Annotated in this window: 12 protein-coding genes; 10 read left to right on the forward strand and 2 right to left on the reverse strand. The window is 51.0% G+C overall.

Features of this window, described 5'->3' with window-relative positions; genetic code table 11:
- The first annotated feature begins 29 nt into the window (after positions 1–29).
- From AC4G46_RS13425 to AC4G46_RS13450, 6 genes are all read left to right on the forward strand, one after another.
- Entirely contained in the window at positions 30–698 is a 669-nt protein-coding gene (locus AC4G46_RS13425; protein WP_491128375.1) for a hypothetical protein, read from the forward strand.
- Between the two features lie 476 nt (positions 699–1,174).
- On the forward strand, positions 1,175–3,058 hold the full coding sequence (locus tag AC4G46_RS13430; RefSeq protein ID WP_491128376.1) for a glucose PTS transporter subunit IIA: 1,884 nt from the start codon (positions 1,175–1,177) through the stop codon (positions 3,056–3,058).
- Entirely contained in the window at positions 3,055–4,824 is a 1,770-nt protein-coding gene (gene ptsP / locus AC4G46_RS13435) for a phosphoenolpyruvate--protein phosphotransferase (RefSeq protein WP_491128377.1), read from the forward strand. The genes AC4G46_RS13430 and ptsP overlap by 4 nt, the downstream gene beginning before the upstream one ends.
- A 130-nt stretch (positions 4,825–4,954) precedes the next feature.
- Entirely contained in the window at positions 4,955–6,928 is a 1,974-nt protein-coding gene (locus tag AC4G46_RS13440) for a sigma-70 family RNA polymerase sigma factor (protein ID WP_491128378.1), read from the forward strand.
- A gap of 190 nt (positions 6,929–7,118) precedes the next feature.
- Complete coding sequence (locus tag AC4G46_RS13445) at positions 7,119–7,643, forward strand: sigma-70 family RNA polymerase sigma factor (RefSeq protein ID WP_491128379.1); 525 nt, start codon at positions 7,119–7,121, stop codon at positions 7,641–7,643.
- The gene (locus tag AC4G46_RS13450) at positions 7,630–9,036 is read left to right on the forward strand and encodes a hypothetical protein (RefSeq protein ID WP_491128380.1); all 1,407 of its coding nucleotides are present in this window, start codon (positions 7,630–7,632) and stop codon (positions 9,034–9,036) included. The genes AC4G46_RS13445 and AC4G46_RS13450 overlap by 14 nt, the downstream gene beginning before the upstream one ends.
- Positions 9,037–9,128: 92 nt before the next feature.
- Here AC4G46_RS13450 and AC4G46_RS13455 read toward each other — a convergent pair whose 3' ends face one another.
- Positions 9,129–9,653 (reverse strand): type 1 glutamine amidotransferase domain-containing protein, encoded by a 525-nt coding sequence (locus tag AC4G46_RS13455; protein WP_068727594.1) that lies wholly within the window; start codon positions 9,651–9,653, stop codon positions 9,129–9,131.
- Positions 9,654–9,909: 256 nt separating this feature from the next.
- On the opposite strand from AC4G46_RS13455, the gene AC4G46_RS13460 reads away from it, so the two are divergent.
- From AC4G46_RS13460 to AC4G46_RS13470, 3 genes are all read left to right on the forward strand, one after another.
- On the forward strand, positions 9,910–10,314 hold the full coding sequence (locus AC4G46_RS13460; protein WP_491128381.1) for a hypothetical protein: 405 nt from the start codon (positions 9,910–9,912) through the stop codon (positions 10,312–10,314).
- Positions 10,315–10,588: 274 nt separating this feature from the next.
- On the forward strand, positions 10,589–11,599 hold the full coding sequence (gene ccpA / locus AC4G46_RS13465; RefSeq protein WP_039872555.1) for a catabolite control protein A: 1,011 nt from the start codon (positions 10,589–10,591) through the stop codon (positions 11,597–11,599).
- A gap of 108 nt (positions 11,600–11,707) precedes the next feature.
- Positions 11,708–12,409 carry a 5'-methylthioadenosine/adenosylhomocysteine nucleosidase gene (locus tag AC4G46_RS13470; protein ID WP_491128382.1) on the forward strand — a complete coding sequence of 234 codons (702 nt, stop codon included), beginning with the start codon at positions 11,708–11,710 and terminating at the stop codon, positions 12,407–12,409.
- An 11-nt stretch (positions 12,410–12,420) separates the two neighbouring features.
- On the opposite strand, the gene AC4G46_RS13475 is transcribed toward AC4G46_RS13470, so the two are convergent.
- On the reverse strand, positions 12,421–13,053 hold the full coding sequence (locus tag AC4G46_RS13475) for a GNAT family N-acetyltransferase (RefSeq protein ID WP_491128383.1): 633 nt from the start codon (positions 13,051–13,053) through the stop codon (positions 12,421–12,423).
- 160 nt (positions 13,054–13,213) lie between these two features.
- Here AC4G46_RS13475 and acsA point away from each other — a divergent pair, with 160 nt between their 5' ends.
- On the forward strand, positions 13,214–14,935 hold the full coding sequence (acsA, locus tag AC4G46_RS13480) for an acetate--CoA ligase (RefSeq protein WP_491128384.1): 1,722 nt from the start codon (positions 13,214–13,216) through the stop codon (positions 14,933–14,935).
- Positions 14,936–14,976 lie beyond the last annotated feature (41 nt).

The raw sequence follows: 14,976 nt of genomic DNA on the forward strand, positions 1-14,976 counted from the left end.
CTTTTTTATTTGCCGGGAGGAGAATGTTTATGGAATTCGATGAAGCGCATGGACTTTGGATTGGCGGCCATTCAACTGAACGTAGCGGTGAGCGCAGAGGCAGGCTTTTGCGGGGGCATAACTTTGCAGAGAAGCTGTTCGTGCAGAATGTATGGTGGCCGCTGTTTGAAACGCTGGAGCATTTGCATCCGGAGTACGAGATCTATGACTGGAACCGTAAGTCCCAGTTTCTGGACTTCGCTTTTCTGCCGCCGAATGGGCCGCAGATCGGCATTGAATGTGACGGATTCCAGAGCCATATTAAGGACATGGACAGGGAGAGGTTCAGCTATGCGCTAAACCGTGACAATTTCCTCACCGGCATGGGCTGGCGGATGCTGCACTTTTCGTTCGATGACATCCAGCAGCGTCCTGAAGTATGCAGAATGCTGCTGCAGCTGGTGCTGGCGCCGTATTTGGCGAGAAATGCCAGTGCTTCCGATCTGATCTCTGGAGAAAAAGAAGTACTCCGCCTCGCCTGGCGCTTGGGCAGACCGCTGCGTCCGAAGGATGTGATAGACCAGTTTGGGCTAAACTTTCGTACAGTACGGAAGCTATTAAGGACACTTAGCGAAAAAGGCTTGCTTATGCCGATCGAGGGTGGTCGGGGAGTACGTAACTATGAGCTCAAGCCGATGCCCAGGGACCAGATTTGGTGAGAATACACTTCATCTCCGGAAGGTTTGAGCGATTTGTTGTATTTTGTACAATTGATTTCGTCTTTAAGGACTTCAAAAGTGATTCTATTGCATTTTATACAACAGAATATTGGATACGAGTCCGTTTAAGCTGAATTCAGAATAATCTATTGCACGAAATGCAACAGAATCGTCTTTACTGCGGGAAACCGGTGAATCTGTTGTACAAAGTGCAATAGATACCCTACGGACTGGGCATTATCATACATCACAGGTTAGTTTTAAGATTAATTTTGCTGGTTGTGTGCGTCAGCATGATTTTTACGCAAGCGTACCGCATTCCGGCTACAGTTATTTGTCTTTACTCTGTCCCTTCGCAGTAATCATTTACTTCCCATCCTCCCGCCCCGCGTGGTATTCTAGGAGTTGCGTATTCTTTTTGACAAAAACTGTTGGAGCGCTTACCATTTAGCATAGAACGAAAGGAGAGGGTCACCTTGAATTGGCTCGGATCACTGCAGCAGTTGGGCAGAGCCATAATGCTTCCTACCATGGTGTTACCGGCTGCAGCTATTCTGCTGAGTCTGGGCAGCTTACCGTGGTCTGCATGGGGACTTTCTTCGGTATCTGAAGTGACTACATACGCGGGGCAGGGAATATTTTATTTCATGCCTTATTTATTTGCTGTGGGAGTTGCCTGGGGGCTGTCCAATCAGGCCGGGCCGGCCGGTCTTGCAGCATTAGCGGGAATGTTCACCTATGACCGGATTGTTTCCAATATGGGCGACGGAACGGTTCAGCCTGCAACACTCATCGGAATTATTCTCGGGATTGTCGCCGGTGTGGCGCATAACAAATTTAAAAATATCAAGCTTCCGGAGGCGATCCAGTTTTTTGGCGGGTCGCGTTTTGTGCTCCTGTTCATGGGGCTGTTCTCGGCCCTGTTTGCCTGGGTGATGCTCGGGGTTTCACCGCTGCTACAGGATGTGCTTGACCATCTGTTCCGCGATATACAGTCTGCCGGCGGGTACGGCGTGTTCGTATACGGGGTGCTGTACAGGGTGCTTACAGCCTTCGGGCTCCATCATATCCTGAATAATGTGTTCTGGTTTCAGCTTGGCAGCTTTACCACTCCTGACGGCAGTGCAGTCGTGCAGGGGGATTTGCCGCGTTTTTTTGCGGGTGACCCGACTGCAGGCTTATTTATGGCCGGGCTGTTTCCGATTATGATGTTTGCGCTCCCGGCAATTGCACTGGCCATCATCCAGGAGGCGCGTGAGGATCTGAAGCCTAAGATCAAGAAGACTTTTTTGCGTGCCGCATTGGTCTGCTTTTTGACCGGGGTGTCGGAGCAGATCGAATTTGCGTTTCTGTTTGCGTCCCCGTATCTGTTCGCGGTGCACGTGGTAATGTCGGGTCTGGCCATGGTGCTGACCTATCTGCTGGGTATCCATCACGGGTTCTCGTATTCGGCGGGAGCGATTGACTTTTTCCTGAATATGCATCTTTCCCAGCGTGCCTGGCTGCTTATTCCGATCGGCATAGGCTACGCGGTTGTTTATTATAATCTGTTCCGCTGGGCGATCCGCCGCTTCCAGATTCCAACTCCGGGGCGCGAGGAAGGCTCTGAGCTTGGCGACTGGGCGGGGAATATCCCTTATCAGGCTCCGCTGATTCTGGAGGCGCTGGGCGGCAAAGAAAACATCGTCCAGGTGCAGGCCTGCATCACAAGGCTAAGATTAACGGTGCACAACGACCGATATATAGATACATCAGCGCTCAAGGGTCTTGGCTCTGCGGGCATTATTAAGCTTGGCGGGGGCAACGTGCAGGTGGTATTCGGAACCTACTCGGAGCTGATCCGCGAGGAAATTGACAAGCTGATGCTGCGCGATCTGCCGCAGGTGCTGTTCTGTGCCCCGATCCAGGGCAAGATGATGCCGATTGAGGAAGTGCCGGACCATATTTTTGCCGCGAAGCTGGTTGGCGACGGGGTGGCTTTTTATCCGGAAAAAGGAGAGCTGGTCTCGCCCGTATTCGGCAAGGTGATGCACGTGTACCCTACAATGCACGCAATAGGCATTTCTACGCCAGAGGGGCTTGAGGTGCTGATGCACATCGGAATTGATACATCCCAGCTCAAGGGGCCGTTTGAGGCGCTTGTACAGGAAGGTGACAGCGTAGAGCCGGGGCAGCTGCTCGTCCGGTTCGATCTGGCTTACCTGCAGGAGCATGCCGCTTCGCTGGCAACGCCGATGGTAATCACCAATCCTGACCGTGTCAAATCGTGGAGCTATGCTCCATTCAAAAATGTTAAAAAGGGGCAGTCATCGGTAATGTCCGTGGTATTACATGAAAGTGTTGGAGGGGTGGAAGCATGATTCAAGGCATAGGCGCTGCAGCAGGTGTAGCTATCGGGAAGGCCTTTGTCCTGCCTAACTGGGAATGGAGCCTGCCGGACACGCAAGTGAATCCGGTTGATCTGGCCCAGGAATTTGAGCGGTTATATGAAGGAATCCGCACCTCTAAAGATGAGATTGAATTTATCAAAAAAGAATTCCGCGAGGTCGTTGGGCCGGAGGAATCCAGCATTTTTGATGCCCATCTGGCCATTCTGGATGATCCGGTATTTATGAGTGAGATCCGCGGTATTATTGAACGCCAGTATAAGGCAGCCGAGGTGGCCGTAAAGGAAGCAATCGATCATTTTGTGGCCATGTTCGATCTGCTGGACGATGAATATATGAAGGAGCGGGCGGTAGACATCAAGGATGTCGGCAACCGGCTGCTTAAGCATCTGCTGGGTGCTCCGGAGGTGACTTTGCCTTCGGATACACAGCCCTACATTTTGGTCGCGAAGGAGCTGTCTCCTTCCCAGCTGGCCCACCTGAATCCGGCGTATGTGCTGGGGATTGTCACCATGATGGGCGGCAAAACTTCACATTCCTCGATCATGGCCCGGGCGCTCGGGATTCCGCTGGTGGCTGGCCTTGAGAATAAAATCAGCAATCCGATCCAGACCGGAGACATGCTGGCAATGGACGGGGATACCGGCATTGTACAGCTGCATCCGGATGAAGCCACGATACAGTTATATGCCGCAAGACGCGATAAGCAGCAGCGCAAAAAGGAACAGCTCGAGCTGCTCGCTACCGTTGAGGCTGTTACGAAGGACGGCGTAAATCTGCATCTGGCCGGTAATATCAGCTCCGTCAAGGAGCTGGATATGGCGCTGAAGTACGGCGCGGAGGGAGTTGGCCTGTTCCGTACAGAATTCCTGTACATGGACCGGCACTCCTTCCCGACAGAGGAAGAGCAGTTTGAGGTTTATAAGCTGGTCGCCGAGAAGGTTGGCAGCAGCACGGTGGTCATCCGCACGCTGGACGTCGGGGGAGACAAGCATCTCGATTATTTCCAGCTTCCGGAAGAACAGAATCCGTTCCTTGGCTACCGCGCCATCCGCATCAGTCTCGACCGGACGGATTTGTTCAAAACCCAGCTGACGGCAATTCTGCGGGCCAGCCATTACGGCAATGTCAAAATTATGTTCCCGATGATTTCTTCCGTAGAAGAGGTTCAGGCGGCCAAAGCCGTATTGAACGAGGTGAAGCAGGATCTGGATCAGCGGGGCATTCCCTATAACGCCAACATTCCGGTCGGCATTATGATTGAGGTTCCCGCAGCCGTTATGATTGCCGACCTCCTGGCCGAGGAAGTCGATTTCTTCAGTATCGGCACCAATGATCTGGTGCAATATGTCCTGGCTGTGGACCGGATGAACGAGCAGATTGCCCATATGTACCATCCGTACCATCCGGCAGTGCTGCGCATGATCCGGATGACTGTGCAGGCGGCACGCAGCGCCGGTATTGATATCAGCGTCTGTGGCGAGCTGGCGGCGGATGAACGTTCTCTGCCGCTCTGGCTGGAGCTCGGAATCAGCAATCTCAGCATGTCGCCGCAGGCGCTGCTGCGTGTGAAGCACCGAACCCTTAATACCTTAGCGTCCGAGGCCAGAGAGACGGCGAAGGCCTGCTTCCGCTTTAAGACAAGCCTGGAGACGGAAGAGGTGCTGGGCGCATTTGCCGGACTGGGCGGTGCGGCAAAGACAACACCGGCTGAGCAGATCCCTTACTCGGCCCAATGAAATATCATCAGGTCCGGCTTACTGCCGGGCCTTTTCCAAATGGATTAAGAAAAAAGTAAAACCGTGTGACGCTTAACACAGTACATCTATAAATAGGCTATTAAAAGAGGACAGGAGTGGGAATAGAGAAGTGACGGGGGATGTTAGGGATGGAGCTGCAACGGAAGAGGATGAGAAAGAGCAATTTTATATGCTGGTATCCCGGGAGAAGCATAGGCTGTACGGGATAGCCTTCAGTTATTTCCATAATGAGGCTGATGCCTTGGAGGTGCTGCAGGAAACGGCCTGCCAGGCATGGCAGAAACGTGAAAGCGTTAACGATACCGGAAAATTTAAGTTCCGGCTGATTCGGCTGATGATTGATTGCTGCAGCGACGAGTTGAAGCGGGGGAGGCGGAAGGCTGGACTGCAGCCGGAATATTCCGAAGACCGGATCAAAGTAATGAAAAGCGGCTGCAGACCGGACTTGGAGCAGGTGCTGGACGGAGTGAAAGACAATTGCCGTCAGGTGCTAGTGCTTAAATACTATCTAATGTTTACCCTTTCAGAGATTGCCGAAATACTGGATAAACCGGAGGCCACCATCACAGCCTGGCTGAACAATGGCCTGCAGCAGATCAGGGATAAATGCGGAGGAACAGGAAGCATCATCATGGCTGAGGCCGAAGAAAAGCTGCTGAAGGATTATTTTCAGGAGCTAGCCGGAGCGACGGCGGATGTGCCGGAAATAAAGCTGGATACGGCTATACACAAAGGCATCGCAGAGGGCAGACACCGCAGGCCTGTACGCCGCAGAAGGTACAACACAGTGATCGCGGCGGTGATAGCTGTTATCTTGTTTACAAGTGTGGCCTGGATCTACGGGCAGGTACAAAGAGAACCCGAATCGCTGCCTCCCCAAAGCTGGGAAGGGCTTGAGGTATACCGTGAGGCTGTCGGTGATAATTTGACGGTCACCTCTGCGCTGGATGCCGGATATGTGCAGCATGTGAATATTGAGTCTCCCGAAGTCGGAGGTTTTCAATTTACCATAGATGGTGTAATCGCCGACAGACGGGGAGTAATCCTGCTGTATACGCTGGAGAACAGTACAGATCAGCAGTATTTAAATATGAAATTCGATTTTAAAGCAGATGAACATTCATCAGACTATTTGACTGCGGACGGCTCTTATTTTTACAGCGGATATCATAATTATAAACCTGGTGTGCAGACAGGAATTGTCCGTGATGTAATGATCATTCCCTGGAGCAACCTGCAGACTGAGCTGCCGGATCGTGTTTTTGCCACACTGACGCTGCTGCCGATGGACGATGATCAGCGAATTTATCTGGATGACAGCGGTGAAGTGACGATGTATAAGCTGGATGCGGTTATAGACCTGGACGAAAATGCAGAATATTCAGCGGGCAACGAGATTGCTTTGGAGGAAGGTTTTTCTATTGCCGGATACCCCTTTAATGTCAAGGATCTCTATCTCGGACCTACAGGGATTTACATGACTACAGGCTATGATGGAGAGGAACTGGACGTATACGGTGAGTATGGCTTTGGCATGGTAATGGGTACGGGAAAACAGGAAAAAGAGCTGCCTAAAGCCGGGGATTTTTCATCATCAGACAGTGAAATATTTTACATTTTTCATAATGACAGTATGCGTCCTCAGGACCCGGTCAGGATAGATATTGAAGGCTTGTACGCGATAGAAAAATCGAAGCTCAATCTTATCATTAACACTGAAACCCGTGAGATTATACAAGCACCAGATGAACGGCTGGCTTTTTCTGATCAGATGGATCATGCGGAGCCGGGTACAATCATATTGGATATGACAACGCAAGTAAAGGAGGGTGAAGATTCTGCAGATGTCGGAAGCTTTTCACTGGATTCAACCTTTATGGATGGCGAAGGTACCTGGCATTGGCTGGTAAACCCGGAAGCACCGGACGGAGCGTTAGACTGGAATAAAAGAAGTGAAAACGATAAAGTAATCCTCACTGTCGGCTTCAATCCCGGGATTAAGAACCTTCCGCAGCCTCTGACCTTCAAGCTCAAATACTATCCGGGCCTGATTCTTGGAGACGACCGTCTTAGAATCAGATAGTTCATATTGTCTAAGCTATGAAGCTCCGGCGCAAAACGCCGGACTTTTTGCGTTACAGGAGTACACCTCCCGGCGACGGAAAAAAAGTAAAACCGTTTGGGGACTCTGATAGTCAGTATACATAGAAGGACATAAGAAGTTAGGATGCTGCATGAAAAGGAGGCAGAGATAACAAGGGATGGAAAATCTAATGCAGGTTGAACATGTACAGCTGGCTAAAGAGGAGGCGCAGGCTTTTATCGGCCTTGTATCAAGCCAGAGGAAAATCCTCTACGGGATAGCCTACAGCTATTTCCGCAGTGAGGCGGATGCACTGGAAATGCTGCAGGAGGCAACGTACCGGGCTTGGAGCAAACGGAAAAGCCTTAAGGATCCCGGAAGGTTTGCACCATGGATAACACGGATAATGATTAACTGCTGCAACGATGAGATGAAGCGGAGAAAACGGCTGATTTCCGTTAAAACGCCAGAAGAAACCGGCGGTGTTGTCATGGTAATGACCAGTGACCGGAAGCTGGATATGGAGCAGGCGCTGGATAGTGTAAAGCTGAAATACCGTCAGGTGCTCGTGCTGAAATACTATCGGGACATGACATTGACAGAGATTGCCGAAGTGCTGGACAAGCCGGAAGGAACCGTCAAAACCTGGCTGAACAAGGGGCTCAAGCAGCTGCGTAACAAAATGAAAGGGGGAGCGGCAAATGGCTGGCAGTGAGGAAAGGCTGTTGAAGGAGTATTTTGACGGAGTATCAAAGGAACTGGAGGATCTACCGCATGTTAAAATGAATGTGGCAATACGCAGCGGAATATCAGGCCCGGCCCGAAACCGGACGTCAGTACTTAAGAGGTTTTCGGTAGGTACAGCAATTATTTTGGCTGCTGCTGCACTGTTTGCAGTTCCCTGGATTGGTAAGCAGCCGGAGCGGCTGGAACCACAGAACTTATCAGCGCCATCACAGATAAATGAGGCGTTTGCACCTTATTTTGTTAAGGCGAACAAGGATACTACCGTTACCTCAGCCATTGAAGCAGGCTTGATTGAACGGGTAAGCGGTGTAACCGCTGAGCAGAACGGGTTTGTACTGAAGGTAGACGGAATTGCCGCAGACCGCAAGGGTATTATGATCTTGTACTCCCTGCAAAATAATACCGGCCAAAAAGCCCGTGTGGATAAACTGCAGCTGGAAGGGAGAGGGTATTCACCGGTGAACTATCCCTACGGCTTTTCTTTAAATATCAGGGATGTGCCAACCGGAACGACATATGATTACGAAATATTGCAGTGGGCTGGAGGGTTCCGTTCGCTGCCGGACCAGATTACACTTGAACTGGAGCTGGGTAAGACTAGACCGGTAACTGAAGCTGCCGGGGAAAAGCCGCTGGCGGCGCTGTCTGTACCTATCACACTGGATAAAGCGAAGATGGCCAAAGCCGGAGAAATGATTAGCCTAGACAAAACGCTTACTGTAGGCGGGCAGGAAATCCGTATTGACGAAGTGTATACTGCTGCGACAGGTATTTACCTGCAGCCCTCTTACAGTCAGAAAAATAGCAAACAAGTTTTTTCCATGATTTATCCGCGGTTTTTATTGGGCGGAAACGATATTTTTTCAAGCATGAGTCCTGTTCGCACGGTGGTAGTTGAGAGTAAGGAGATTCTGGTATTCGGGAATGACAGCCGCTCCAGCCAGCCGCTTCAATTTCAGCTTGACGGCATATTGGCGCTGGATAAGGATGCCCTGAAACTGGTTATTGATACGGAACAGCAGCAGATCATCAAAGCACCTGACAATTACTTAACCATGTCCCTGTACACCGCTGAAAGAGGAACAACGATGACTCTGAATCATAACACAGTACCGGGGAAGAAAAAATTCTATAACGCTTTAATACTGGACAGTGAATTTACCGACTCCAAAGGCCAGATTCATACATCTGCCGATCTGTATGATATTCCGCCGTACCAGGCGTCAGCCGACCAGAAGTCGGTCCCTGTGCTGAATTATGTGGGACTAGGCAGCAATAAGTACGCCCAGCCGCTGACATTTACTATAGCCAGCTATCCAGCTCCGATTAACCAGAAGGTATCGCTCCAAATCCGTGACTGACTGCTGGACAAAGAAACAGAACAAGCCCTGGACCTCAGTAGAAGAGGAGGCAGGGCTTGTTTGTCATGCCTGAAAATAAACGATACGTCCGCTTATTCTCCGGCCAGCGCATCGCAGAAGGCTTTGCCGTATGGAGGAAGGTCCGGCGGGCGGCGGGCGGATATGATGTGTCCGTCAGTCACTACAGCTTCATCCTTCCAGATAGCTCCGGCATTCTCCATGTCATCGCGGATGCCGGGCGTAGAGGTAACGGTTACTCCGTCCAGGATTTTGGCTGAGATCAGTACCCAGCCGGCATGGCAGATCTGGCCGATCGGCTTTTTGGCAGCGTTGAAATCCTGAACCAGCTTCAGTACGGCACTGTAGCGGCGGATTTTATCGGGTGCCCAGCCTCCTGGCACGAGAATGCCGTCGTAATCGGCTGCGCTCAGATCATCCCAGGAATATTCGGCTGTCGCGGGTACACCGTATTTGCCGATATAGGTTTTACCCTTCTCAAGTCCGGCTAGATGGACCTCGGCGCCTTCCTCGCGCACCCGGTATACCGGATACCAGAGCTCCAGATCTTCGAATTCATCATCCACCAGCGCGATCACTTTTTTACCTGATAATCTCATTGTCAGCAGCTCCCTTCGGATCTCGATATCCTGTTCATTCTATCAAATTTGAAATATGAAGTCATCTTTGCATAAACATTACTTTGCTTTATTGCCAAATAAATCATTTAATGCAAATCGGAAGGAGTTTGGATGGCGGAAGTCGAATATAGCTTTTGAAAAGGCAGGTTTCTGTGTTTTTCAATTTTTTTAGCCTGAGGTGTAGGAGATGTTAAAAGATAACGTTGTTAAAAAGTCATGCAACTGCGGCGGAACCATGACCATACATATGCACACCCTGATTTACAGCGCAAAGATCAAAATCACTCACGTCCCTGTCTATACATGCGGTGTTTGCGCCCGTTATGAACCGTTGCCATCCATTAAGAGGGAGCTGGGCAGGCTGATCGGAGAGCTGGAGAATGTCATTCCGGGGCGGCGCCTTTCTTTTGCTGAACGGAATGAGTGGGCAAGTGTGCTGAAAGAGGTCTTTAGTGCAGGCGAATTTCCCGGGGGGTTCAGTGAACTGGAGGAGAGCATCCGTGAAGCCGCTGAGGCGCGGATCGATGTCCTGCTTGATGTTTACCGGCTGGCTGTTGAGCTTGCTGATGTGAAATGGATGGAAGAAACCGGAAGCAGACTGGCGCAATTGGCAGTGCAATCGGCAGAAAGCGCGAAATGAAAAGTTTTTTCTGCAAAAATGATGAAAATTTTTCACGAATGTTGGATTTTTCACGGACTTTTTGTTACCATAGTATCAGGTTCATTATTTGTGCAGGATGAACGGGCTGAATTTGCGATTTATAGACAAAAACTTCATACTTTCACAGGACTTTTTTAACATTGAAAGAAATTTGAAAGGAAAATGAAGCGTTATCATTGCACAATTGTACAAAGTGTCGTATCATAATTTTAATTAGTCGAACGATAAAATTTATCGCAATGGAGAGAGTAATTTGACGGTAACCATTTACGATGTAGCTCGCGAAGCAGGCGTATCTATGGCTACGGTATCACGGGTTGTGAATAATAACCCTAACGTGAAGCCGCAGACCCGGAAGAAGGTATTTGAAGCAATTGAACGTTTGGGCTATCGTCCAAATGCCGTGGCGAGAGGTCTCGCCAGCAAGAAAACGACAACCGTAGGGGTTGTCATTCCCGATATCTCCAACTCGATATTTGCGGAAATTGCCCGCGGGATTGAGGATATCGCGAACATGTATCATTACAACATTATTTTGTGTAATGCGGACAAACGCAAAGAGAAGGAAATCCGGGTTATCAATACGCTTCTGGAGAAGCAGGTTGACGGGCTGCTCTTTATGGGCGGTACGGTAACGGATGAGCATATCCAGGCGTTCCAGACCTCGGCTGTTCCGATAGTACTTTGCGCAACCCGCGACGAGAAGGGCACCTATCCTTCGGTTGATATCGACCACGAGACTGCAGCGTTTGATGCTGTGAATACGCTTATCCGTCACGGACACCGTGAGATCGCAATGATCAGCGGGACGCTGCAGGACCCTGCCAATGGCTATGCCCGGTTCCAGGGTTACAAGAAAGCACTGGAGGCGGCTGGAATTGAGTATCAGGAAGACCTGGTGCGCATCGGTAATTACCGTTACGAATCCGGTGTCGAAGCGATGAAGTACTTCCTCGGACTTAAGAAGAAGCCGACAGCCATCTTTGCTGCGACAGATGAAATGGCGATTGGTGCCATCCACAGCATTCAGGATGAAGGCCTGAAGGTTCCGGATGACTTCTCGATTATCAGTGTTGACAACATCCGCATGGCTTCCATGGTTCGTCCGCTGCTGACTACTGTAGCTCAGCCGATGTATGACCTGGGTGCGGTTGCGATGAGACTTTTGACCAAGCTGATGAAGAAGGAGACCGTTGAGAATCCGCGGGTTATTCTGCCGCATGAAACCATTCTCCGTCTCTCTGTCAATCACGTGAACAAGTAAGAATCTTTTATAGAGGTCCGTAGAAAGCTCCTTCGGGAGCTTTTTATGTTGACTGGGGTATTATGGTTTCCAATTCCCGCAGCAGCGGAGGTAACGGAGGAATATCGATTGAGTGAGGTTATCGGATTAATAGGCGCGATGGATGAAGAAATTGAGCTGCTGCTCAGTAGCATGGACAACAAGCGGACTGCAGTCAAGGCAGGGGTTACATACTATTCCGGCGATGTTTTCGGCAGAAAGGCGGTTCTCTGCAAATCAGGGGTCGGCAAAGTGAATGCGGCAGTCACCACGCAAATTCTGCTGGATACATTTGGTGTATCTAAGGTGCTCTTCACCGGAGTGGCCGGTGCGGTTCATCCCCTTCTTGATATCGGCGATATTGTCATTTCCTCGGCCTGTATCCAGCATGATATGGATGTGACGGCGCTCGGCTATTCCAGGGGGGTTATTCCCTATCAGGAGGTGTCTGTCTTTACAGCAGACGAGAAACTGGTGAAGCTGGCAGAGCAGGCCTGTAAAGAGCTGAATCGGCATTTTGTAACAGGTATTGTGCTTTCAGGGGATCAATTCATCGCCAGCAGTGAGGCTGTAGAAGCGCTGTACCGGGATCTGAACGGCGCCTGTGCAGAGATGGAGGGGGCGGCTGTTGCCCAGGTCTGTTATATGAATGAGGCTCCGTTTGTCATCATCCGTTCCATGTCGGATAAAGCCGACGGCTCGGCCCATGTGAGCTATAATGAATTTACAGTCACGGCAGCAGGGTGCTCCCATGCCATTCTCGAATATATGCTGAAGGCGCCGGAGCTGTAAAGATTAATCGGCTAGTACATAAAACGCTGCCTGAAGCGGACCCTGTCAAAGGTCTCCTGGGAGGACAGCGGCACCCTGCTGCCGATCCGGACCATCAGGCAGTTGGCCGGATGTGAGCAAATCTCCGGATCATCAGTGGCATACCAGACCATCCCTGCGGATTTCATCAGCTTTTCCATCATGTTCCGGTATGCCCATACATCCAGCCCGCTGCCCTTAAGGTCCCAGTGCCAGTAATACTCTGTTGTGAACACAATACTATTCTCCAGCTGTTCCTTCTCAAAAGCGGCGGCAAGCATCAGCCTGCCAAGCCCGCTTCCCCTGTAACCATTGGCTACCTCTATTGCCCCCAGTTCAATCAGATCGGGCATATTTGCCTGTGACCACAGCTCCAGCTCATCCGGATAATGAAAAGTGACATAACCAACCAGAATCTGGTCACAGACGGCGGCAATAACCCGGCCTTCGGACAATTCGCTGATTTCTATAAGGGCCTCCAGCTGTTCATGCGGTTTGCGGAAGGCATCAAGATCGGGATGGATAGTGAGACTGCGCAAATAGGTTGAAGTCACAGGACCGCTCACGGTGATTAAGCTATTGTTATGCAGGAGGGTATGTGAGACTGGGATTTTGCAGTGCTCCATGTACCGGGCTCCTTCCGTCTAACTAAATTATGGAATGAAATCGCTTACTGTGTTATACTGATTCCGACATAAAATATTCACAATTATTGTATTGACAGTTTGCGGGCGATGAAATCCCGCTTTTCAAGCTTAAATCAATCCAGCAGGGGAGGCAAGAGTAATGGGGCAAGTCCACAATGAAATTTTGCCGGGCCGAGTAGAACATGCTAATTTGCGCGATTATACCCTGGCAGTGCAGCAATTCCGGTGGGAGGATATAGAGCGGACTTTCTCCTGGTTTCACACCGGCAAGGTGAATATGGCCCATGAAGCGATTGACCGCCATGTCACGGAAGGACGGGGTGGGGCCACTGCCCTGATCTACAGCGATCCGTCCAGGGAAGAGCGGTACACCTTCTCTGACCTGCAGGAATACTCCAGCCGTTTTGGGAATGTTCTGCGGAAATACGGCGTGGGCAAGGGTGAACGTGTATTTATTTTTATGCCGCGCAGCCCGGAGCTGTATTTCAGTCTGCTGGGTGTCCTCAGGGTCGGGGCGGTAGCAGGACCGCTGTTCGAGGCGTTTATGGAGACAGCTGTAAAAGACCGGCTGGAGGATAGCGGTGCGGTTGCTCTGGTGACTACACCGGAGCTGCTGAAACGGGTGAGACGGGAAGAGCTGCCCGCACTCCGGCATATTATAGTAGTTGGCGGAGCCGTAGAGGAGCAGGGAATCATCAGCTATGAGGCTGAGATGGCGGCAGCGAAGGTGGAGCTGGAGCCGGAATGGCTTACCCTGGAAGATGGCCTTATTATGCATTATACCTCCGGTTCTACCGGCAAGCCCAAAGGGGTCTATCATGCTCAGAGAGCGATGATCCAACATTATTATACAGGCAAAATTGTACTGGATTTGCGGCCGGATGATATCTACTGGTGTACCGCAGACCCCGGATGGGTCACAGGCACCTCTTACGGGATTTTTGCGCCTTGGTTGAACGGTGTCGCCAATGTGGTCCGGGGCGGACGCTTCAGTCCGGGAGACTGGTACAGAACGATTGAGCGCTTCGCTGTCACCGTCTGGTACAGTGCGCCAACAGCATTCCGCATGCTGATGGGTGCAGGGGAGAACAGCCTTGCCGGAATCGATCTGGGCAGCCTCAGGCATGTGCTGTCAGTAGGAGAGCCGCTCAATCCGGAGGTGGTGCGCTGGGGCGATAAAGTCTACCGGCAACGTATTCATGATACTTGGTGGATGACTGAAACCGGAGCCCAGCTGATCTGCAATTATCCCGGGATGGATATTAAGCCGGGGTCCATGGGACGCCCGCTGCCCGGCATTGAGGCAGCCATTCTCGATGACAGGGGCAATGTGCTGCCGCCTTATTCGATGGGGAATCTGGCGATCCGTACGCCCTGGCCTTCCATGATGGCGAAGATCTGGAACAACCCGGCTAAATACGATGAATACTTCCGGATACCCGGCTGGTACATCTCCGGTGATTCTGCTTATATGGACGAGGAAGGATATTTCTGGTTCCAGGGCCGGATCGATGATGTAATCAATTCCTCAGGGGAACGCATCGGCCCCTTCGAGGTGGAGAGCAAGCTGGTAGAGCACCCTGCCGTGGCTGAGGCAGGGGTTATCGGGAAGCCCGATTTGCTGCGCGGGGAGATTATAAAGGCTTTTATATCGCTCAGAGAAGGTTATACTGCGACTGCAGAGCTGAAGGCTGAGATTGCGGCCTTTGTCAAAGCAGGGCTGTCTGCGCATGCTGCGCCCCGTGAAATTGAGTTTAAAGAGAAGCTGCCCAAGACCCGTTCCGGCAAAATTATGCGCCGTGTGCTGAAGGCCTGGGAGCTGCAGCTTCCGGCAGGTGACCTCTCCACCATTGAGGATTAACCCGATAGGAAGACACAAAGAACCCCCGGTTCCTGCATTCA

The sequence above is a fragment of the Paenibacillus sp. fava2 genome (genome assembly GCF_058313675.1).